Origin of the sequence: Exiguobacterium sp. s63 (genome assembly GCF_018617335.1) — a bacterium.
GTDB lineage: Bacteria > Bacillota > Bacilli > Exiguobacteriales > Exiguobacteriaceae > Exiguobacterium.
On sequence record NZ_JACSKB010000001.1, the window covers coordinates 575565 to 596734 of the forward strand.

Below are 21170 nucleotides of genomic sequence, written 5' to 3' on the forward strand. Positions count from 1 at the left end.
TAACGTTTGGATGAAACCGTTTCATATAAAAAGAAAAGACCAACCCCGAAGGATTGGTCTAGGTCATCAATTAGTTTGCTTTCTTCTCGTTACCTGAAGCGATGACCGCTTGAATTTCTGATTTCAATGCGTCCGAACGTGGTCCGAAGATGGCTTGAATGTTGTTACCAACTTCAAGGACACCAGATGCGCCAAGACGTTTCAACTCATCTTTGTTGACTTGGTTCTTATCTTTTACTTCGACACGAAGACGTGTGATACATGCATCGAGGTGCTTGATGTTTTGTGAGCCACCAAGACCGACGAGGATATCTTGTGCAAGTTCTGAACCAGTAGCTGTTGATTGTTCAACAACCTCATCTTCACGACCTGGTGTTTTGAGGTTGAATTTGCGGATAACGAAACGGAATCCGAAGTAGTAAACAACTGCGAACACGAGACCGACTGGAATGACGAGCCACCAAGCCGTACGACCTGGAAGAACACCGAAGAGCAAGAAGTCGATCAAACCACCAGAGAACGTCATCCCGATCTTAACGTTCAAGAGGTGCATCGTCATGAACGAAAGACCCGCGAATACTGCGTGTACTGCGAAGAGAAGTGGTGCGACGAACAAGAATGAGAACTCGATTGGTTCTGTGATACCAGTCAAGAACGATGTAAGGGCAGCAGAAGCCAAGAGACCACCGACAACCGCTTTACGCTCAGGACGTGCTTCATGGTACATTGCGAGTGCTGCTGCAGGAAGACCGAACATCATGAATGGGAATTTACCAGTCATGAACGTACCTGCTGTCAATTCAGCGCCATCACGAATTTGTGCGAAGAAGATCGCTTGGTCACCACGAACGACGTTACCCGCTGCATCTGTGTATGAACCGAATTCAAACCAGAATGGTGAATAGAAGATGTGGTGAAGACCGAACGGAATCAATGAACGTTCGATTAATCCGAAGACAAATGCTGCCAACGTACGGTTTTCATTCAACATGAAGTTAGAGAATGAGTTCAATCCGTGTTGAACTGGTGGCCAGATCAAGAGCATAACCAAACCAGCAACGACAGCTGCTACTGCTGTTACGATTGGAACGAAACGTTTACCAGCGAAGAAGCCAAGGAACTGTGGCAATTCAATATTGAAGTACTTGTTATAGGCCCATGCGGCGATGAGACCCATGATGATCCCTCCGAATACCCCTGTTTGGAGTGTTGGGATACCGAGTACGTTCGCGTATGCTGGGTCACCTTGAGCCAACACATCAGGTGTGAGTTCGAGCCAAACACCCATAACTTTGTTCATGATCAAGAATCCAACGATTGCGGCAAGTCCGGCAACCCCGTCACCAGCTAAACCGATGGCGACACCGACTGCGAACAAGAGCGCCAAGTTCGAGAAGATGATTCCACCTGCTTGCTCCATCAATTGAGCGAATTTCACAACGCCTTCGTTTGTTAACCAACCAGCGCGTGATGTAAGTTGTGGGTTTTGCATTGCGTTACCGAATGCAAGAAGAAGACCGGCTGCCGGCAAGATTGCAACTGGAAGCATAAGTGCTTTACCGACTTTTTGAAGAACACCAAAAATCTGCTTAAACATCAACATTTCCTCCTTTTTTTAAGTACGTATAAACAATATGATAGCGATGTAGATGTCAGACAACCGACGTATCTAAACGTTTTCATAAATCACGTTTATAAAAACAGAAAAGGCATGAATAAGGATAGAACGTAGACCTCTCCCAAAGAGAAATCACATAACGTTCCACTCCTTACTCATGCCTGATCGAATCAGTAACACGTAAGACACGTGGTATCATTTATCTACTTGTTAGGCGCTGGAGATGCATCGTCAAGTATGTCGCTTCACCTCGTGGGACCGGACGCTTTAATTCGCGTTCCATGATACCCATCAGCTCCCAAGCAGTACTATAGCATAGCGGATATTCGTCGCGCAACACCTTTTCAATTTTTTGTGGTGCCTCGACCGTCTCACCCGTCGCAACCCGCTCAACGGCGTACCTTAAGTGCCGAAGTAAGCGCTTATAATCGAGTGAAGTTCGGTCCATTTTTACGTTCAAACGACTTTCAATCGTTTGGACAATCTGCCCGATGATTTGGTTATGGCGATTGACCTCGAGAACATTTTTAAACGTCGTCGCCGAATGGATATGAAGGGCAATGAATCCAGTCTCCGCATCCGGGAGCAAAACATTCAATCGTTCATGGAACATATCGACGATTCGTTCCGCGAGCGCAAACTCGTTTGGATAGAGTGATTCCGTCTCGAGTAAAAACGGATTCGTCACTTCCATCCCTTGCTCGATTCGTTTCATCGTGAAGAACAAGTGGTCGGTCAAGCCGATATGGATGTGCTCATCCACTTTCTTGCCCGTACTCGTCTCAATGAAGCCGACAATCTCTTGCATGAACGCAATGAAGTCCTCGTCGACATGTTTGACGAGTTCCTGATATTGAGATTGCTCTTCTTTATCTGTCAGTTGATACACTTTCTCCGGGACGCTGGCCGGGTCGACGAGGTCGCCTGGTTTTTTGCCAAAGCCAATCCCCTTCCCGAGTAGAATGACTTCCGGATCCGTATCATGTTGACAAATGACAACGCTATTATTCAACACTTTTTTGATCGTATACATCGGTAATGTCATTCGCATCGCATCCCTTACTAAAAATCGTTTCGCTATCTAGTATATCGGTTCATGCCCTAAAAAAGTAGGGACAAAACAAAAAAGGCGAACATTTCTGTCGCCAATTAAAACATTGAATAACCGCTCTTTCGTAAGAAACGAATCGTCACACCAGCTAGAATTGCACCGAGCAATCCAAAGCCGAGCATGAATAGATCGAGAACCTGCAATCCGACGAGTCCTTTATAGACACTCGTAAGTGCGGTCGATGTCTCGGTCACGTAACTCGAAAGTTTGACATTATCAATCATCATGATGACAAAAATTGGATAAATGAACACGAGTGTCCATGTCTTTTTAAGTAACATATTCAAAATGAAGCCGATGCTGAAGAAAATCGTCATATATAAAACGGCCCCAATGACTGCTTGGATAATATGCATGTGTTGCCCCCCTTGTCCGCTCTCCATTATACAAAATTTCAACCAATCAGGTCAAAGAACTTCGCACGACAATTTCTAAAGAAAAACAGCCCGTTCTGAATCAGAACGAGCCGTACAAGAATGAAAATTAGAACTTCCCTTTTTTAAGGACAAGGCCATATTTTTTCAATTCGATGAAGTGTTTGTTATCGATCACTTTCTTCATGAATGACGCGTTGCGACCGAAGATTTTTTTGCCCATCACGATTCCGATTCCATCGTTGTGTCCGAGTGAAGCGACTGTTCCCTTGCTTTCGTAAGTGAACTTCGAAGTCGATTTACCGTTGATGAGTGCCGCAATGTTTTTCGCTACGTTGTGCGCTTGTTGTGTTGCGATTTGTGCCGTCGGTGGGTACGGACGGTTTGATGCTGGGTCCATGACCGCTGAGCAATCACCGATGATGAAGACGTTATCGTGACCTGGCGCACGGTTGTCCGCTTCGACCATCACACGGTTACGAACGGCTTCGAATCCTGATTTTTCAACGATTGGGCTACCACTCACGCCACCTGTCCAAATGATTGTGTTGGCGTGGATCGTTTCAGTCGTGTCACCTTGAAGTGGACCAAATGTGACAACACCTGGCTCAACACCTTTGATGCCGTTACCAAGTTTCATCTCGACACCGTTACGCTCCAACCATTTCTGTGCGTATGTTGTGAGTTCTGGATCGAATCCTGGAAGAACTGTTGGCGCTGCTTCAATGTTGACGATGCGAACCGCTTCGCGTGGAACGTCATATTGTTTGCAAAGTTCAGGGATCCGGTTGACGATTTCACCGAGGAATTCGATTCCTGTGAATCCAGCACCACCGACAACGATCGTCACGTACGAGTTGTCTGAAGAACCGTTTGTTTTATATTGAGCGAATGAATATTCGATGTGTTCTTTAATTTTACGAACGCTGTTCAACGAACTGATTGTCATGGCGTTTTCTTTCAAGCCCGGGATACCGAACGTCTCAGGTACGCCGCCGAGACCGATGACGACATAGTCGTATTCAACGACAGATCCATCTTCAAGCATCACTTGATTTGCAGCAGTATCGACGCGATCGACGATCCCTTTGACAAGTTTCACACGTGATGGGTTCACAATGTCGTTAATGTAAATGCGTGCTTGGTCTGGGTTCATCGTTCCAGCAGCTGGTTCGTGAAGCCAAGTTGTTTGGTAATGATAATCGTGTTTGTTGATGAGCGTGATGTTCGCATCACCTGCAGCGAGTGTCTTTTGAAGGTTGACAGCTGTGATGAGTCCACCAAAGCCCGCGCCAAGAATAACAATGTTAGGTCGTTTCATGTTCATTTCCACCTTGTTTAAAGTTTTGTTTTTTTGAACAACCATGTTGTGTGTTTCTTCACATAGATGTTCACAATAAAGCCTTTTCTTGTTCAACGTCTGTTCACAATTGCTTCTGTTCCATTGTACGCTCTTTATATTGAATTCTCAATGGAAAAGCTTATCTTCTTGAATTTTTTTTGAAAGTGTTGCATGTTTGTACTGAATGGATTTAATTCAATAAACTTACTATAATAGATGTATACGCTTTGAGGAGGAATTCGATGAAGACGACGAAAGATGTAATCATCATCGGTGGCGGCCCTGTCGGACTGTTCACCGCATTTTATGCAGGCATGCGCCAACTCGATACGACGTTGATTGAAAGCTTACCGCAACTCGGTGGCCAATTGTCGACGCTCTATCCTGAAAAATATATTTATGATATTGCCGGTTTCCCGAAAGTGAAGGCACAAGACTTGATCGATCAGTTAAAAGCACAAGCAGATCAATTCGAACAAGATTACCGTCTCGGTGAAACGGTTGAAACGGTGGAACGTCTCGAGGACGGCACGTTCGTATTGACGACAAACAAGGAAGAGTACCACACAAAAGCAGTCATCATCACTGCCGGAAACGGTGCCTTCTCGGCTCGTCCTCTCGGGCTCGATGGTTGCGAAGATTACGCCAACCTTCATTACTTCGTCGACAATATGGAGAAATTCCGTGATCGCCGTGTCATGATCGCCGGTGGTGGCGATTCAGCCGTCGACTGGGCACTCATGCTAGAAGGCATCGCGAAAGAAGTACACATCGTTCACCGTCGTGACCGTTTCCGCGCTCACGAACATACGGTCGAACAGATGAAGGCATCGACGATCAACGTCCTCACGCCTTATAACATCGAGTCACTTTCAGGCGAGACACACATCGAATCTGTCGAATTGACGGATAAAGATGGCGAGTCAAAAATCGTTGAAATCGATGATTTGATTTGTAACTACGGATTCGTGTCATCGCTCGGTCCTATCAAGAACTGGGGAATGGAATTCGAGAAAAACACGATCCGCGTTGACTCCCGTATGGAAACGACAGTCGCTGGTATCTTCGCTTGCGGTGATATCGCCACATACGAAGGGAAAGTAAAATTGATTGCGACTGGGTTCGGTGAAGCCCCAATCGCCATCAACCAAGTGAAGCAACTTGTGGACCCGACCGCTCGTCACCCACAACACTCGACATCTGTATTTGCCGGGAAATAATTGAAGACGCTTCTGTGGACCACATCCACAGAAGCGTTTTTTTATCTTTTCATCGTTTGAACGATGACCCGATCGATCCAGTCATCGAGTTGCGTGAATACAAAGCCCGCCTTCTTCGCCTCAGCGATTGACATATAATAGTCGACATCCGAATCATATGGGGACGACTCCCCATCTTTTATGATCTGGACAGGTTTTCCGACGTGTTGACCGATCCGTTCCATCAAAGCCCCCATGGAGATGAGACCATCACTCGCCGCATTGAACGGTCCTGTCACATTCGCACGTCCGACCCATTCTAGGAAGGCAGCCGCTTCCGTACTCGAAATGAAGCCCATTTTCGCTTCCGGATGATGCAAGACAACCGGTTCCTCATTCCGAATGGCATCCACATAAAATTTGAGTCGATCTGTATAGTCATCTGGTCCGAGTACAATCGGTAAGCGAACGGTCGCGACTGGGAACGAGGCGCGATGGAAGAAGAATGACTCCGCCTCCCGTTTCCCTTGCCCGTAGTCATGCTCGGCTTCGAGATGGTATTCGTAATGGAGCGGATTAAAGTCGCTCTCTTTCAAATCAGGTCCCGGTGCATAAACCGACATCGTCGACGTCAGCACATATTTCCCGACTTTGTCCATGAACGCATCCGAGGCGATTTTTGCCTGATACGGCGTAAAACAAATATTGTCATAGACGAGATCGTACCGTTCCCGTGCCAAGTCTTTCATCGTCGCGACCGATTGCCGGTCTCCTTTGACCGATCGAATCCCTTCGGCTTCCGGTACTTGTAGTTGCCCCCTCGTCACAATCGTCACATCATCCCCCGCCTCAGCGAGTCGCAAGGCAAGTCGTTTCCCAAAATAACGCGATCCTCCAAAAATCAATACTTTCCTCATCACCCTAACCCCCTTCAATGCGATTCTCTTTCCTACATTCCCTTTCCCCGACGTTCCGTAACTGGTCGAATCGCACAAAAAAGACTATGGTTTCCCATAGTCCGAAAGGGTTAGCATTCACCTGGTGTACCTGCGTTCGTTGCCGTGCGGAAACTCGAGCCACAACCACATGTGGCGATGGCATTCGGATTTTTAATCGTGAAGCCTCCACCGAGCATAGACTGCTTGTAGTCAATCTCTAGCCCATCGACGACCCCATGATCTGCTTCTGCAACGATGACACGGACGCCATGATGGTCGAATTGAACGTCTTTGTCCGTCTTTTCCTCATCAAAGCCCATTCCGTATGAAAGTCCTGTACATCCGCCACCTTGAACTTTAACCCGCAAGTATTGCGCATCCGGACGTTCGGTCTGCTTCATCATCTCTTGCACTTGAAGTGCGGCTGACTCTGTTAAATGAATCATCTGAACTCCTCCTTATTTTATCTTCAATTCAAGTCAATTGACTTGTCATCTTGTAGATTATCTTGTATAACTAAACTGTAACAAAAAAAATTAAATCGTTCCATCTTCGGGGCAGGGTGAAATTCCCGACCGGCGGTATTGAAGAATTTATTCTTCTCAGCCCGTGAGCGAGCAAGGCGTTGCTTGCTGATTTCGTGAGATTCGAAAGCCGACAGTATAGTCTGGATGGGAGAAGATGGCGGCATCCGACCGATATCCGGATGTTTTCTTTGACGTGGACTTTCCCACCTCGGAAAACATCTATTTCGTATGCGCGTAAACTCTCCCGATTGTCTTCATTGCAATCGGGTTTTTATATGCGACGGGTGCCATTCATCGAGGAGCGACCTAAAGGAGAGATTCTGATGAAAACTACGCGTAACAAACGACTGACAACAATGGTGACTTTGGCGATGCTCGGGACGATCTCGTTCGTACTCATGCTATTCAACTTCCCGCTCCCATTTTTACCGCCATTCCTCAAAGTGGACTTTAGTGACATTCCCGCACTCATTGCCGGAATCGTCTTCTCCCCACTCGCAGGAGTCGTGGTCGTCGGATTGAAAAACGTCTTGTACTACGTCTTTAACGGTGGCGGTGTCCCAGTCGGAGAAGTCGCAAACTTCTTCGCAGGTGTCGCATTCATGTACCCGGTCGCTTGGTTCTACCATAAGCGCAAGTCGAACAAAGCACTCGCTTCTGGATTACTTGCTGGGACAATCACAATGGCACTCAGCCTCGCTATCTTAAACTATCTCGTCATCTTGCCAGCTTACGCCTTCTTCTTCGGAATGGCAGACATGGCCGACCCGGCCGTGAAAACGGACCTTGTCCTTTACGGGATCTTACCGTTCAACTTGATTAAAGCGATCTTGATCAGTGCGCTCTTCGTCCCACTCTTCTTGAAATTGAAGCCGTGGATCGAACGTCAGCGCGTACAACTTCAAGCATAACCGATATACGTGCATCTGGGCTTTGCCTAGGTGCTTTTTTTAATCACATCATAAGGAGGTCATTTCATCATGGTAGATGAACAGAACTTGATTCATTTTCTAAAACAAGACGCTGAGCTTATGCAGCATCTCCATACCGTCGCCCGCCTCGATTTACCCGATTGGTGGATTTGTGCGGGATACATTCGGGCAAAAGTGTGGACCACCTTCATGGATACGAAACATCGACTGAGACGGATGATGTGGATGTGATTTATTTCGACCCGAACCAACCAGATGAAGCAGTCGAGAAAGAACTTGAACAGCGATTAATTCGCTTCACTCCAAACGTACCTTGGTCCGTCAAAAACCAAGCAAGGATGCATCATGTGAACCACCTACCACCATATACGTCATCGGTCGATGCGTTAGCGCACTTCCCCGAGACCGTGACCGCGATTGGGGTACGTCTCCAAGCGGACGATTCACTCACCCTCGCCACCCCTTACGGAATTCAAGATTTAGTCACCATGAACATAAAACCGACACCACTTTTCGATTCGAGCACTTCAAAGCACTCCATTTACCAGAAGCGTTTAAAGGAAAAGAACTGGCCCGCCAAATGGCCAAACATAACTATACATACATCCTCCTCATACTAAAAAACGCGATCACCGAAGTGATCGCGTTTTCTTTTACCGATTAAAGAAGAAGTCCAGCCAATGTAGCTGACATTAAGTTAGCAAGCGTACCTGCGAGAATCGCGAGAACACCCATACGTGCGATGTCGCCACGACGGTTTGGTGCCATACCACCAAGACCACCGAGAAGGATCGCGAGTGACGAGATGTTTGCGAAACCACAAAGTGCGAATGCAATCATCGCTTCTGTACGAGCTGACAAATCACCAGAACCGATGATTGGCGCGAACTCAGAGAAGGCAACGAATTCGTTCAAGACTAGTTTTTGACCAAGGAAGCTACCGAATTGTACAGCATCAGCCCATGGTACACCGATTACGAATGCGAGTGGTGCGAAGACGTAACCGAGAATCAATTCGAGTGACAAGCTATCAAATCCAAAGAGTCCACCGACCGAACCGAGAATCAAGTTAACGAGCGCAATCAATGAAACGAATGCGAGAAGCATCGCACCGACGTTCAATGCAAGGAAGAGACCGTCAGAAGCACCACGTGCCGCTGCATCGACGAAGTTCGCCGCTCTGTCTTCTTCATCTTCTACAATTTCGATGTCATCATCATACTCTTCTGTTTCTGGCACGATGATTTTCGCGAACAAGAGACCAGCTGGTGCTGCCATGAAGCTCGCTGCGAGCAAGTATTCGAGTGGTACACCGAGTGCTGCGTATCCAGCAAGTACAGAACCGGCAACTGATGCGAGACCCCCGACCATAACTGCGAAGAGCTCAGACTGTGTCATTGTAGGAAGGTACGGCTTGATGACAAGCGGTGCTTCCGTTTGACCGACGAAGATGTTCGCTGTTGCTGAAAGTGACTCTTTACGTGACGTACCAAGTGCTTTCGCGAGGGCAGTACCGAGGATACGGATGACCCACTGCATAACCCCAAGGTAGTAAAGCAATGCGATTAATGATGACATGAAGATGATGATCGGAAGAACTTGGAATGCGAAGACGAAGTTGTCGCCACCGACTGCTGTTCCGAATACGAAGGCAATCCCGTCACCGGCTGTGTTCAAGATAGCTTGAACCCCGCTCGAGATCCATTCAAGTGCCTTACGTCCCCATGCCGTATACAAGACGAGGAATGCAAATGCGAATTGAACAGCAAATGCTGCCAAGACCGTGCGCCATTTAATGGCTTTACGGTTGGTAGAGAAGATGTAAGCGATTGCAATTAGTGCCAAAATACCAACCACACTCATGATTTTCATTGATGTTGTGCTCCTTTCATATTAAACAAAGCGATTATATGTGTCATACCCGAAAAGAGATGTGCCCTACCGTTTGAAACGCTTTCTTTTTCTCCGTTGTTAAACGTCAGACAACCTACATTCGAACCTCTTAGAATATAACATCCCTTTTTTTAAAATGCAACGGGTGAAATAAAAAAGTTTGAGGTCATCCCTCAAACTTTTTACCATGCCATCTCTTCAATTTTTTCATACACTTTCGTCACAAGTTCTTCAGGTGTTTCACCCGTCACGACTTCCCCGTCGACAAGGCAAAAGAGATCAAGGGAACAGACACCACAGTAGCCTGTACAGCCATATTCGACCACATCAAGGTCTGGATCGGATTCTAATTTAGCCCGGGCAATCTGTGAGCCCATCGCCAAATTCGAGGCACAAAATTCGATGATTGGATTCATCATATATGTCACCGTCTTTCTATATGTGAATTATCGGAAAATGGTTCTTCTACGGCAGATTATAACATGATACAGTTGAAGAGTAACAAAGGGGGATTATTATGCGCAAATTAGTCGTCTTGGGAGGCGGTTACGGGGGAATGCGTGTCATCGAGAGAGTACTTGGACATCAGTTACAAGACATCTCGGTCACGCTCGTCGATCGCTTGCCTTATCATGGATTAAAAACAGAGTATTACGCACTGGCCGCAGGAACGGTCTCGGACCGCGATATTCGCATCGACTTTCCGGAAGAAATTGATTACATATACGGACAAGTCACGGACATCGACACCGAAGACAAGATGGTTCTGCTCGCGAGTGGAGAAAAAGTGCCTTATGATGACCTCGTCATCGGACTAGGCTGTGAAGACAAATACCACAACGTTCAAGGGGCTGCGGAGTTCACGTACAGTATTCAAACACTTGAAGAGTCACGTAAGACACAACAAGCCATCAACGGTCTACGACCAGGCTCGGTCGTTTCTGTCGTCGGTGCCGGACTATCCGGTGTCGAACTCGCAAGTGAATTGCGTGAGAGCCGTCCTGATTTGACGGTCCGTTTGTTCGACCGTGGACCTTCGGTGCTCTCGTTCTTATCCAATCGTGTCTCGATGTACGTTCAGTCGTGGTTCGAGGAACACGGCGTCGAAGTCATCAACAACGCCAATATTACACGCGTCGATGCCGATGGTTTATGGAACCATGAAGACTTGTTCCCGTCTGACTTGACCGTTTGGACGGCCGGGATTCAACCGGTGGCCGTTGTACGTAATCAAGGTTGGGAACTTGATGGGGGCGGACGTGTGAAGTTGACAGAACATCATTTCGTCCCGGGACTCCCGGACGTATTTGTCGTTGGTGACAATGCAAGCTTGCCATATGCACCATCCGGACAACTCGCAGAAGCTCAGGCCGAACAAATCGTCCAAGTTCTTCTTTGTAAGTGGAAGGGACTGTCTTATCCGGAGTTACCAGACATCAAACTGAAAGGGACGCTCGGTTCCCTCGGGAAGAAGGCTGGCTTTGGGGTGTTCATGGGGAAACAATCACTCACCGGTAAAGTCGCCCGACTATTGAAGTCCGGCATCCTTTGGAAACATAAAGTCATTAAATAAACAGGAAAGAGTGGCAGTCGCCGGACTGCCACTCTTTTTATAAACGTTGTGCGGTATCCATTAACTGTGTCGATGACGTTGCAATTTGTGTCGTCGCCCGCTTGAGCTCGGCAATCGACTCTACGATTTCATCAATGTCTCCAGCGAGACTGCCCATCTGTCCGTCGGCGTGTTCCGAATCGCCCGAGATTTGGAGGAAGGCATCTGTCACTTGATTGATTCGTCCCATCGTCTGCTTCATCTCTTGCTCGGTTGAGAGGACTCGGCTTGATGTCTCTTCCATCTGATTCGTTAGCCGCTTCACCAAATCTTCGACTTCTTCCGCTGCTTGTTTTGACTGACTCGCAAGCGTTCGTACTTCTGATGCGACGACTTGGAATCCTTTTCCTTGCTCTCCTGCCCGTGCCGCTTCAATCGCAGCATTCAAACTGAGTAGGTTCGTCTGATTGGCGATTTGTTTGACTGAATCTGCAATCGTCATGATCTCATTCATCAATCTTTCAAGTGCCTTGATCTCTTGAGCAGAATCGGACAGGTCCCGTGCAATCTCGTCAAGTCGTCCCGTCTCTGATAAAATCGTATCTTTCCCGCTCACCGAAGAGTGAAGTACCGTCCTAAGTTTTGTCTGCGTCAGTGAACTTGAATGCTTCATATCATCTGCCCGTTCATTCATCGACTGAAAACTGGCCATGACCTCTTGGGAGAGGGCTGCCAAATCTTCACTCGCCTGTTGGATCGTCTGACTGATTTCATCTTTCACGTGCTGCATCTGGTCACGGACAACGTCCGCTTCATCATCAAACATCTCGAGGACGATTTGTTGCTCGAAGTTAAAGATTTTTGAGACGGCCATCATAAGTTTCATTTTCGAGTCCGCATCGAGCTGCTCATGTTGAATCGATAAGACGAGCGTCTCAAATATTTTTTGAAAGGCAGCCATATACCACTTCCCTTTCAGACCGATCAGATAATGACGTTTGGCGATGGCAAGTCGTCGGTCGATATATGCTTCATTCAACTTCCCTTCAAACATTTCCATAATATGATTGGAAAGGGTCAATTTTAATTTGTCCGAAGACGAATGTTGCCGAATCAAGTCTTTCATCTCGTCAATCTTTTCAAGCTCTTCATAAAACACATCAACTAACCGGGGTGTCAGTTGACGCAGTTCCTGTTGATAAGCACGCAGATAGGCGAGATCTTCACGTTCGAGGCGAATCAACTGACGTTGTCGTTCCAACTCATCCGGTAAATCGATCAACAAGTGCTCCATTTGGGACGAGGTGTCTAAATGGATTGGCATATTTCGTTTTCGGGCAAACATTGAACAGTCCTCCTTCAGTAATGGATTCGAATCAATTTTCAAAATATTATAAAAATTATACAGGTTATGTTCAGTTTAGCTCGTTAGTCAAAAGTTGTAAAATCGTTTTCGAAAGAATAGGTAAACAAAAAACGAACCTTGCAACCGCATGGTCCGTCATTAACTATTCACTTTCATGATTGAAATACTACGGTTGAATTAATTTTGTTTTGCTTCAATCGCCGCGTACACTTTTCGTAATTGAACGACCCCTTCGTCAATCACTTCCCCGTCGAGCAAGACGAGCGGATAAAACCACTCATCGTCTTTAAGCGCCTGGGCAAACTCATCTTCACTCTGTTCGAAATCGATGTACTCGAACGAAAAGGACTGTTCCGGATACTTGCGTCCGAGCGCACTTTGCAACCATTCATACGTCTCGGTCGAACTCGGCGCGCCGACGCAACTGGCACATTGAACCTCTGCCCCATATACTGTAATTTTCATCTTCATTCCCCCTCGAAACCATTATACAAAAATCTCCCCTTCTCTCGATGACGAAACGCTCAGCGTAAATGATTGAGAAACACTCTCAAACTTGCTAGAATAAAGTAGAACGAGAAAGGGGTAGATACCATGGAAATGTTTGATCAAGTCCAAGAAGTGCTCGATAAATTGCGTCCGTTCTTGCTTCGTGACGGCGGAGACGTCGAACTCGTTGATGTGGAAGAAGGCATCGTCAAGCTCCGTTTGATGGGTGCTTGCGGCAGCTGCCCGTCTTCAACAATCACGCTTAAAGCCGGTATTGAGCGTGCGCTCATCGAAGAAGTACCAGGCATTGTCGAAGTAGAACAAGTATTCTAAGCAAAAAGGGAGACATGTGTCATCCCTTTTTTTCGTGCTTCCATTCATCTAGACTCTCAACCATGTAGGTTGGGAGTTTTTCTTGTTCCTGAACAAATGCTGGACCGTGCACACCCGAGTTGACGTGAAGGGTACGAATCCCACCATTGATTCCAAATAGAATATCCGTATGATAGTTGTCCCCGACCATCACGACATCCTCTTTCGTCAACCCAATCATGTCGAGCGCGATATCGATCATGACCGGTTCCGGCTTCCCGATGAAGAACGGTTCTTTCTCGGTCGTCACCGTCAATACGGATGTGAGTGCACCGTTCCCTGGTAAAAATCCACGTTCTGTCGGGATGGCGATATCCCCATTCGTCGAAATGAATCGGGCTCCTGACCGAATGGCGATCGCCCCTCGCGCCAACTTCTCATACGTGATGTGACGGTCGAGACCGATGACCACATAATCCGCTTTCGGTTCATCCGTGACGTGAAATCCACGAGATTCAAGAGCGAGTCGCAGTCCATCTTCTCCAATCACATAAACGCTCGCCCCCGGAGACATCTTCTCAATATAAAAAGCCGTCGCCATCGCACTCGTCAAGACGTTCTCCGCCTTCACATTTGCCCCCATTGAAATCAATTTATCCGCAATCTGTTGTTGCGTCATTGAGGCGTTATTCGTGACGAATAAGTATGGCACGCCCGTCGCTTCTAACTCGTTGACGAAATCAACGGCCGCTTGAACGGGCTCCGTTCCGGCATACATCGTACCATCTAAATCAAATAAATATCCTTTAATCGGTTCCATCCAATCACTCGCTTTCTGGTAAGAATGCGGACACTGGTCCAAGTTCGACCTCTAAATAGTGACGAACTTGCGTGGAGAACGCTGTAAAATCTTGTTTTGACGTCTTCACCCATTCATCAAAGCGTGACGCGTCGGCATCGACGAACTCACGGACATAGTACGCACGCAATCCAACGAGTGCTTTGGTTGCATTACCCGTCTTTTCATCGAGCACACGTTCATCGAGTAAAATGTCGACAATATCTTCATAGCTACCCGGGTCTCGCATGATGAATCCGTCAATCATCGAGTTCCCTACATCGATGACCCCTTCCATCAGGAGGACAGCCATTCGTTGTTTCGCGAGTTCTACCGTGAACGCATCGCCGCTCAATTGGTCGGTATGTGCTAACATCTTCTCCATTTGTTCCAGTGTCTGATTAATCTTCTCTCTATTCACAAAATACATGATGATCCCCCCTGTTGTTAATACTAATCCTTTTTCGTTCTGGAGAAAAGAATCTGTCCTATTTACATCATTTATAAAATTGTGATACACTAATCAACGGATTTAAGCCGTAAAAAGTATAACACATTTAACAGAGATAAAGCGGAGGGTACAACACAATGGAACGTGAATTAGCATTAGAAATCGTACGGGCAACAGAAGCAGCAGCACTTGCATCATCGAAATGGATTGGACGTGGGCAAAAGAACGAGGCCGATGACGCAGCGACGTCAGCGATGCGCGAAGTCCTCGGAACGGTCAACATGGACGCAACGGTCGTCATCGGAGAAGGTGAACTCGATGAGGCACCGATGCTCTACATCGGTGAACGACTCGGCACGACGTTCGGCCCAAAAGTCGACATCGCCGTTGACCCACTCGAAGGAACATCCATTGTCGCAAAAGGCCTCGGAGATGCGATGGTCGTTATCGCCGTAGCGGATCAAGGTGCCCTCCTCCACGCACCAGATATGTACATGGATAAACTCGTCGTCGGTCCAAACCTTAAAGGAAAAGTCTCGCTCGATGAACCACTCGAGTCGATCATCGAAAAAGCGGCGAAATATAACAATAAACGGATTGAAGAAGTGACGGTGATCATGCAGGATCGTGACCGTCACGAACATCTTCGCCAAGCCGTCATGAACGTCGGCGCACGCGTCAAACTATTCGAAGATGGAGACGTATCCGCTGGAATCGCAGCTGCCGTCAAAACGAACCCAATCGATATTTTCATCAGTACAGGCGGTGCCCCTGAAGGTGTCATCACTGCCGCCGCTGTCAAAGCGCTCGGTGGAGATATGCAGGCTCGACTACACCCGATGAACGAAGAAGAATCGGCTCGCGTCATTTCAATGGGATTAGAAGATCCCCTCCAACTTCTCACACTCGACGACCTCGTCAAGAGTGACGACTGCATCTTCGCCGCAACAGGTGTCACAACGGGCGAGTTGCTCGATGGCGTCAAGTTCTTGACAGATGACATCGTCGAAACGACATCACTCGTCATGCGTTCGAAGACTCGTACGATTCGTAAAGTAGTGGCCGAACACCACTTGTCATTGAAGCCATACTTACAAAAAACCGAAGTCAACGCTTAATCAAAAACGCCTCGCTCAATAAAATGAGCGAGGCGTTTTGTTAATTAGAAGCCTTGTTCCGTTCCGTGCACCGGCTCGTCCGAACCAACTTGGTTGTCGCGAATCGAATCGTAGAACGTCGCATACGTCGTCGAGAAGTAAGGTCCGATGAAAAAGAACCCGATTCCGAGTGTCAAAATCCCGACGAGGAACCACCCGAAGAACGACAAGAAGAGCATGAACGCTTCCATCTTGTGCCCGTCCATGAGACGGCGTGATTCCGTGATCGACTCGAGTGCGGATAGCTCAGGCTGATCGCGTAAGATATACGGCGTCAGCGAGTACGAGAACCCTTTGATGATTCCAGGTACAATTAATAACAATGTCCATAATACGATAAAGAGGCTCATCACAAATGACGTGATGACATGTTTCACGTAACGTGTTTGGAACGGTTTAAACATCGTCGAGAGGGATGCACCCTTTTCACGTGATACGCCGAGCGCGAGCCATGACCAACCGATGGCAAGGGGAGCAATCAAGATTTGAAGAATGGTCGACACGAAACTTAACGTAGCGTCTGTCGATGTGAAGGCTTCCGGTGAGTTCGGATCCATTTCAGGAGCGAACCATTGTGGAATTCCATTGATGATGAGGAACAAGAGTGCCAACCCGGCCATCAGCCACCATTTTCCTTTCAAGGCGTGTCGTGCATGTTGTTTCCATTCAGATCTCATAGTAATCCATCCTTTTTCATAGTCTTTCTATAGTGTACGTGAAAAGACTAAAATACGTTTCAAAAATTCATAAAAAAAGGGAAAGGATTTTCCCTTCCCGCTTAGCGAATCATCACATTTCCTAAAAAGAACTGAGACATAGATAAGATCAATAACAACACCCCGAGTGATAACACAAGGTGAGATGTGACTTTGAAGACGCGGCTTCGTAAGAACGAATGGCCATATTCAAAGCGACGGACGACCAACACATGAATGAGTTCAAATAGAATGACTGCCGCCGTAAAATAAAAGGTCATCATAATATGGAAGCCAAAAAAGAACATGGCCAATATCCCGAGTCCGAAATTATGAATTCGATTATGGACGTCATCCCGATCCCCGACGGTCGTTTGTACATGTTGCATCCAAATCACCTCACTGATTAAAACCAAAAACGACGAAACTATCCTTAATGACAATTTATCACATTTTTCCAACCTCAAAACCGGAAGTTACGACTTTTTACCTAAACGAAATATTTGGAAATCAAATGTAATAAAAAAAGTGCTGACGGCTCAGCACTTCACACATTTGATTCATCGGTCTTGTTGAACTTTCGTTTCAACTTCAGTTTTTGTTTCGTCCCCCCAAAGACGGGACCACTCTCTTCTTCGTTGATTTCCGTTTCTTTCTTCAAAACGAAATAAGGACATCCAAAGTTGCAATACTCGTATACATAGTCCATCACGTGATCAATCCGGTTCTCATACGTCGCTAACTTTGATTGCGGTTCATAGAACCCCTTCAAACGCAGCTGTCCGTGTCCCCAGTCGCCGACAATATAGTCGTATTTATCAAGCACGTCACTATACCTTGCGATAAACGCTTCTTCATCAAATCCGTCACGCTTCTCTTCTAAAACGGTATATCCGTGGCGATTCACTCGAATCATCGCTTCCACCTCCACTCTGTTATCATAGCATGTCAAATGCGAACCGCTCTATCCTTTTCGAATCACTTCATGGCGAGAAACGATGGTTTCTCGTAGCACATCCCGCAACAGTTCAGGCATGAAATATCGCTTCGGTTGATCTGCCAAATACGGGAGGAGCGGACCGAACGTCAACATATCGACCGTCGCGACACGGTACGTGCGATTCGGGTTCAACGGTTCCCCCATTACGTAGTAGTGACCGTCGCGTTGTTCAATTTGATAAAGACTCGGTTCGCCGAGCACTGTCCCTCTGAATCCAAGCCCTCTCACATGCATGTTCGTAAACGTGTCTTCACTCGCATCGTTTAGAAAACGTGCTAACGTCTTCCCGTCAAGTGTTAAGAGACATGGGTTGATGGGATGCGGACAGATTCGATGCAACATGTTTAGTGTCACCTTGCCGGGAGCGAGCCCTTCAAGCACGACACCGGATGGAATGATTCCGACATCAGCCTCACACCAATCCGTCATGCCTTCCACCAGTAGATCAGCAAGTGGAGAAGGACCGAACCAATCGGAAGCGTATCCGTCTGTCTCCGCAATCGTGATATCGAGGAGCCGCTCGGCTTCTGCTCCTTCTGAATCTAATAAAGCCAATGTATCTACACTGTCATCCTGATGGGATAACTCGTGGAGACGTGCTTCTTTTGTCGTCACACCTGTTTCATCCAGTGTAAGTGTGACTTCACCGACATACTTTCCATATTTCCCGGCCTGTGCAATCAACACGCCGTTCATTGTCACGCCTTCATCCAAGACGTGATGTGTGTGCGCACCAAGAATGACATCGATTTCTGGGAACCGATTCGCCAAACGTTCATCCGCATAATAACCGAGATGACTAAGTGCGATAATCACATCACATCCAGCAAGTTGATGCAATGCCCGCTCTGTAGCCGCAACAGGTGATTCGATTTGCCAACCGAGTTCGGGATACAACTCTTCATACGGAGCAGTCACCCCAAACAAACCGATTTTCAATCCATCTTGTTCAAGAACAAGCGTCTCGTCGACCCAGTCTGGTCGCGACCCGTCCGATTCATATACGTTTCCAAGTAAAATCGGGAACGTCGCATCTTCATATAGCTCCGCGAGCCAATCATGTGGAAACGTGATGCCTTCATTGTTACCAATCGTGACGGCTGTCGGACGAAGTTGTTCGAGTAGACGAACATTCAACTTCCCACGCGTCACTTCAGTAGCGGGATGGGTACGATCGGCATGGTCCCCCAAATCGAAATAGAGTGTTTGGTCAGTTCGATGTTTCTCTAAAAATGAAACAAGTTTCGGCCATTGGTCGAACTTTGAGTGAAGATCATTATAGTGAAAAATAGTAAGTTTCGTCACGGCCATTCCTTCTTTCTAAAACAAACTGATTTGTCTTGGTGCGAGTTCATATTCGAGTCCAAGAATTTCAATCAAGCGCTTGGCATTCGGTGCCGCGTCTCCCGCCGAGTTATTGTTGAAGTATACATATACTTCTTTCGCTTCGTGGTCAATCTCGCGAAGCGAGGTCGCGAGCTCCTGTAATTCTTCCTCGCTATATCGGTACAGGCAACGAACATGTCGCCATTCCTGACTCGTCATTCCCGGTTTCTTGAGCCAGCCTGATGTATTCCGCCCATGTAAGCGAACGACCGCCACGTCTGGATGTGTGACGACTGGTACGAACGGGATGCTACTCTCTTTCGTCTGTGGTTCATCACAAATCGTATTGATGAACCGCTGTTCCACTAAAAATTGAAGCGTCCGATCCCGAAATGCTTCCGAGAACCAGGTCGGATTCCGGAACTCGATGGCGATTTCATAATCGGCGAGCTCCGAACGAAGTGTTCGCAAATAGTCAAGATGTGGTTTTGACACATCGAACCAAGGAGGGAGTTGGACGAGCACGGCACGTAACTTCCCTGCCTGCTTCAACGGGTCGACAGAAACACGATAACGCTCAAACAACTCAATCAAAGGTGTTTTTGGTTCACGGTCGTGCCCACTCATTTCCCTGGAAACTTTCACAATGAATTGAAAGTGATCCGGTGTTTCAGCATCCCACTTTTCAAAATTCCTGACAGGCTGAATCGCATAAAAGGTCGAATCGACTTCGACGGTCGGGAAATGTCCCGCATACGTCGCTAATTTATGTTTTCGTTCTTCTGGGGTCGTATATAATAAATCGTGGTCCCCCCACCCCGTCACACCTACGTAAATCATAACGTCCTCCTTTATGTCTCTGAAATGGCAGATGCTTTCCGTTTCGACCAATTCCAAGTTCCTGCGTACGTGACGAGTAACAGGACGAGTCCCATGACGAACGGATAACGCATATCGATATCAAAGGCAATCCCCGCAAGTGTCGGTCCTAAAATATTCCCAATACTCATATACGCATTATTCATCCCCATCGCAAGACCTTGCTCATTACCAGCCAGTTTCGACACGAGCGTATTCAACACCGGTCGTAAAATAGATGTCGATAAGAAAATCACGAGTGTCACTGCGAAGAAGAGCATATAAGTCCCCGCAAATAAGGACAACAAGAAACCAAAAGAAGCGAGTGCGATGAAGGCAAGAACGACCTTGACCTCTCCCAACCATTCGACGAGACGGTCCACCGCAAACAATTGAACGATGACACTCACAATCCCCGTTCCGGTTACCATAATGGCAATCTCTTGTGGTGTCGCACTGAACATCTCACTGACATAGAGCCCAAGTACCGATTCATACGCCATCAGACCAAACGCCATAACCAAGTTGATGATTAATACGAAGAAATATGGTTTTCGTGTCGACATGACCAGTTGTGTCGGTAACGATTCTTTGATTTTTGGTGCCACGTAAGGAGCTCGGTCAGGCTCTTTAAGTAGAAGAACCGAAGAAATTACGGCGACGAATGAGACGATGGCCGAAACGAGTAGCGGAGTTTTCAAGCCGAATTCTGCAAAGAACCCACCGATTCCTGGTCCGACTACGATTCCAAGCGACATTGCCGCGGAAATATAACTGTTCCCACGTGCTCGCTGCTCGAGTGTCGTGATATCTGCTACGTACGCAAAGATGGCAGGAATCAAGAGCGCAGCCCCGACACCACCGATGGCACGTGACACGAGTAAAATCGATAAGTTATCCGAAAGATAGAAGACACCCATCGAGATGGTGAATCCGATCAGTCCGAGAATAATCATGAGACGGCGACCATACACATCCGCCCATTTCCCGGCAATTGGTGACATGACGAGCTGAGCTCCCGCAAATACGGAAATCATGAGTCCCGCCGCCGTCCCTCCTTCGCCAATCATCTTTAAGTAATCCGGAATAATTGGAATGATAATCCCAAACCCGGCCACGGCGATAAACATATTTAACATAAGGATCGCCAATTGATTTTTTTGTTTTGTCGTCAATACACGTCACTCCCTTT

The 21170-nt window shown here is 47.2% G+C and carries 22 protein-coding genes, 2 pseudogenes and 1 riboswitch; of the genes and pseudogenes, 6 read left to right on the plus strand and 18 right to left on the minus strand.

Going from position 1 to position 21170, the window contains the following annotated elements; translation table 11 throughout:
- Positions 1-97: 97 nt before the first annotated feature.
- From ptsG to KNO90_RS02975, 4 genes and pseudogenes are all read right to left on the minus strand, one after another.
- Positions 98-1597 (minus strand): annotated as a pseudogene (gene ptsG, locus KNO90_RS02960) (glucose-specific PTS transporter subunit IIBC); the annotation flags it as partial.
- A gap of 220 nt (positions 1598-1817) precedes the next feature.
- The gene (glcT, locus tag KNO90_RS02965; RefSeq protein ID WP_012726818.1) at positions 1818-2663 is read right to left on the minus strand and encodes a glucose PTS transporter transcription antiterminator GlcT; all 846 of its coding nucleotides are present in this window, start codon (positions 2661-2663) and stop codon (positions 1818-1820) included.
- Positions 2664-2767: 104 nt separating this feature from the next.
- The gene (locus KNO90_RS02970; RefSeq protein WP_214778073.1) at positions 2768-3085 is read right to left on the minus strand and encodes a YuiB family protein; all 318 of its coding nucleotides are present in this window, start codon (positions 3083-3085) and stop codon (positions 2768-2770) included.
- Positions 3086-3212: 127 nt separating this feature from the next.
- A complete protein-coding gene (locus tag KNO90_RS02975) occupies positions 3213-4424 on the minus strand; it encodes an NAD(P)/FAD-dependent oxidoreductase (RefSeq protein ID WP_215112968.1) in 1212 nt (403 codons plus the stop codon).
- 263 nt (positions 4425-4687) lie between these two features.
- Here KNO90_RS02975 and KNO90_RS02980 point away from each other — a divergent pair, with 263 nt between their 5' ends.
- Positions 4688-5665, plus strand: a complete 978-nt coding sequence (locus KNO90_RS02980; RefSeq protein ID WP_074033516.1) for an NAD(P)/FAD-dependent oxidoreductase — start codon at positions 4688-4690, stop codon at positions 5663-5665.
- 41 nt (positions 5666-5706) lie between these two features.
- Here KNO90_RS02980 and KNO90_RS02985 read toward each other — a convergent pair whose 3' ends face one another.
- On the minus strand, positions 5707-6561 hold the full coding sequence (locus KNO90_RS02985) for a Rossmann-fold NAD(P)-binding domain-containing protein (RefSeq protein WP_215112969.1): 855 nt from the start codon (positions 6559-6561) through the stop codon (positions 5707-5709).
- A gap of 110 nt (positions 6562-6671) precedes the next feature.
- Entirely contained in the window at positions 6672-7028 is a 357-nt protein-coding gene (locus KNO90_RS02990; RefSeq protein ID WP_012726824.1) for a HesB/IscA family protein, read from the minus strand.
- 98 nt (positions 7029-7126) lie between these two features.
- A riboswitch (FMN riboswitch) is annotated at positions 7127-7269 on the plus strand.
- A 163-nt stretch (positions 7270-7432) separates the two neighbouring features.
- On the opposite strand from KNO90_RS02990, the gene KNO90_RS02995 reads away from it, so the two are divergent.
- Entirely contained in the window at positions 7433-8020 is a 588-nt protein-coding gene (locus KNO90_RS02995) for an ECF transporter S component (RefSeq protein WP_012726825.1), read from the plus strand.
- 69 nt (positions 8021-8089) lie between these two features.
- Positions 8090-8661: pseudogene (locus tag KNO90_RS03000) on the plus strand (nucleotidyltransferase family protein).
- A 40-nt stretch (positions 8662-8701) separates the two neighbouring features.
- Here KNO90_RS03000 and KNO90_RS03005 read toward each other — a convergent pair.
- Both KNO90_RS03005 and KNO90_RS03010 read right to left on the minus strand, forming a co-directional pair.
- Complete coding sequence (locus KNO90_RS03005; RefSeq protein WP_214741523.1) at positions 8702-9913, minus strand: NupC/NupG family nucleoside CNT transporter; 1212 nt, start codon at positions 9911-9913, stop codon at positions 8702-8704.
- A gap of 203 nt (positions 9914-10116) precedes the next feature.
- Complete coding sequence (locus tag KNO90_RS03010) at positions 10117-10353, minus strand: YuzB family protein (RefSeq protein WP_012726828.1); 237 nt, start codon at positions 10351-10353, stop codon at positions 10117-10119.
- A 98-nt stretch (positions 10354-10451) separates the two neighbouring features.
- On the opposite strand from KNO90_RS03010, the gene KNO90_RS03015 reads away from it, so the two are divergent.
- On the plus strand, positions 10452-11507 hold the full coding sequence (locus KNO90_RS03015; RefSeq protein ID WP_214741524.1) for an NAD(P)/FAD-dependent oxidoreductase: 1056 nt from the start codon (positions 10452-10454) through the stop codon (positions 11505-11507).
- Between the two features lie 37 nt (positions 11508-11544).
- Here the strand turns inward: KNO90_RS03015 and KNO90_RS03020 are convergent, their stop codons facing one another.
- Together KNO90_RS03020 and KNO90_RS03025 are read right to left on the minus strand one after the other, a co-directional pair.
- Positions 11545-12831, minus strand: a complete 1287-nt coding sequence (locus tag KNO90_RS03020; RefSeq protein ID WP_214741526.1) for a globin-coupled sensor protein — start codon at positions 12829-12831, stop codon at positions 11545-11547.
- 198 nt (positions 12832-13029) lie between these two features.
- On the minus strand, positions 13030-13317 hold the full coding sequence (locus KNO90_RS03025) for a YuzD family protein (protein WP_214741528.1): 288 nt from the start codon (positions 13315-13317) through the stop codon (positions 13030-13032).
- Between the two features lie 129 nt (positions 13318-13446).
- Here KNO90_RS03025 and KNO90_RS03030 point away from each other — a divergent pair, with 129 nt between their 5' ends.
- Complete coding sequence (locus KNO90_RS03030) at positions 13447-13674, plus strand: NifU family protein (RefSeq protein ID WP_012726833.1); 228 nt, start codon at positions 13447-13449, stop codon at positions 13672-13674.
- Positions 13675-13693: 19 nt separating this feature from the next.
- On the opposite strand, the gene KNO90_RS03035 is transcribed toward KNO90_RS03030, so the two are convergent.
- Both KNO90_RS03035 and KNO90_RS03040 read right to left on the minus strand, forming a co-directional pair.
- A complete protein-coding gene (locus KNO90_RS03035) occupies positions 13694-14473 on the minus strand; it encodes a TIGR01457 family HAD-type hydrolase (protein WP_214741530.1) in 780 nt (259 codons plus the stop codon).
- Positions 14474-14477: 4 nt separating this feature from the next.
- Positions 14478-14921, minus strand: coding sequence for a DUF86 domain-containing protein (locus KNO90_RS03040; protein WP_214741532.1), 444 nt, complete (start codon positions 14919-14921; stop codon positions 14478-14480).
- A 158-nt stretch (positions 14922-15079) separates the two neighbouring features.
- On the opposite strand from KNO90_RS03040, the gene glpX reads away from it, so the two are divergent.
- Complete coding sequence (gene glpX / locus KNO90_RS03045) at positions 15080-16060, plus strand: class II fructose-bisphosphatase (protein ID WP_214741534.1); 981 nt, start codon at positions 15080-15082, stop codon at positions 16058-16060.
- Positions 16061-16104: 44 nt separating this feature from the next.
- On the opposite strand, the gene KNO90_RS03050 is transcribed toward glpX, so the two are convergent.
- The 6 genes from KNO90_RS03050 to KNO90_RS03075 all read right to left on the minus strand — a co-directional run bounded on the left by KNO90_RS03050 (position 16105) and on the right by KNO90_RS03075 (position 21153).
- Positions 16105-16776 (minus strand): DUF975 family protein, encoded by a 672-nt coding sequence (locus KNO90_RS03050; RefSeq protein ID WP_215112970.1) that lies wholly within the window; start codon positions 16774-16776, stop codon positions 16105-16107.
- A gap of 101 nt (positions 16777-16877) precedes the next feature.
- Positions 16878-17183, minus strand: coding sequence for a hypothetical protein (locus KNO90_RS03055; protein ID WP_215112971.1), 306 nt, complete (start codon positions 17181-17183; stop codon positions 16878-16880).
- 158 nt (positions 17184-17341) lie between these two features.
- Positions 17342-17710, minus strand: coding sequence for a YutD family protein (locus KNO90_RS03060; RefSeq protein WP_047795125.1), 369 nt, complete (start codon positions 17708-17710; stop codon positions 17342-17344).
- Between the two features lie 48 nt (positions 17711-17758).
- Positions 17759-19105 carry a bifunctional metallophosphatase/5'-nucleotidase gene (locus KNO90_RS03065; protein ID WP_215112972.1) on the minus strand — a complete coding sequence of 449 codons (1347 nt, stop codon included), beginning with the start codon at positions 19103-19105 and terminating at the stop codon, positions 17759-17761.
- Positions 19106-19114: 9 nt separating this feature from the next.
- Positions 19115-19960, minus strand: coding sequence for a DUF72 domain-containing protein (locus KNO90_RS03070; RefSeq protein ID WP_214741540.1), 846 nt, complete (start codon positions 19958-19960; stop codon positions 19115-19117).
- An 11-nt stretch (positions 19961-19971) separates the two neighbouring features.
- The gene (locus tag KNO90_RS03075; protein WP_214741542.1) at positions 19972-21153 is read right to left on the minus strand and encodes an MFS transporter; all 1182 of its coding nucleotides are present in this window, start codon (positions 21151-21153) and stop codon (positions 19972-19974) included.
- Positions 21154-21170 lie beyond the last annotated feature (17 nt).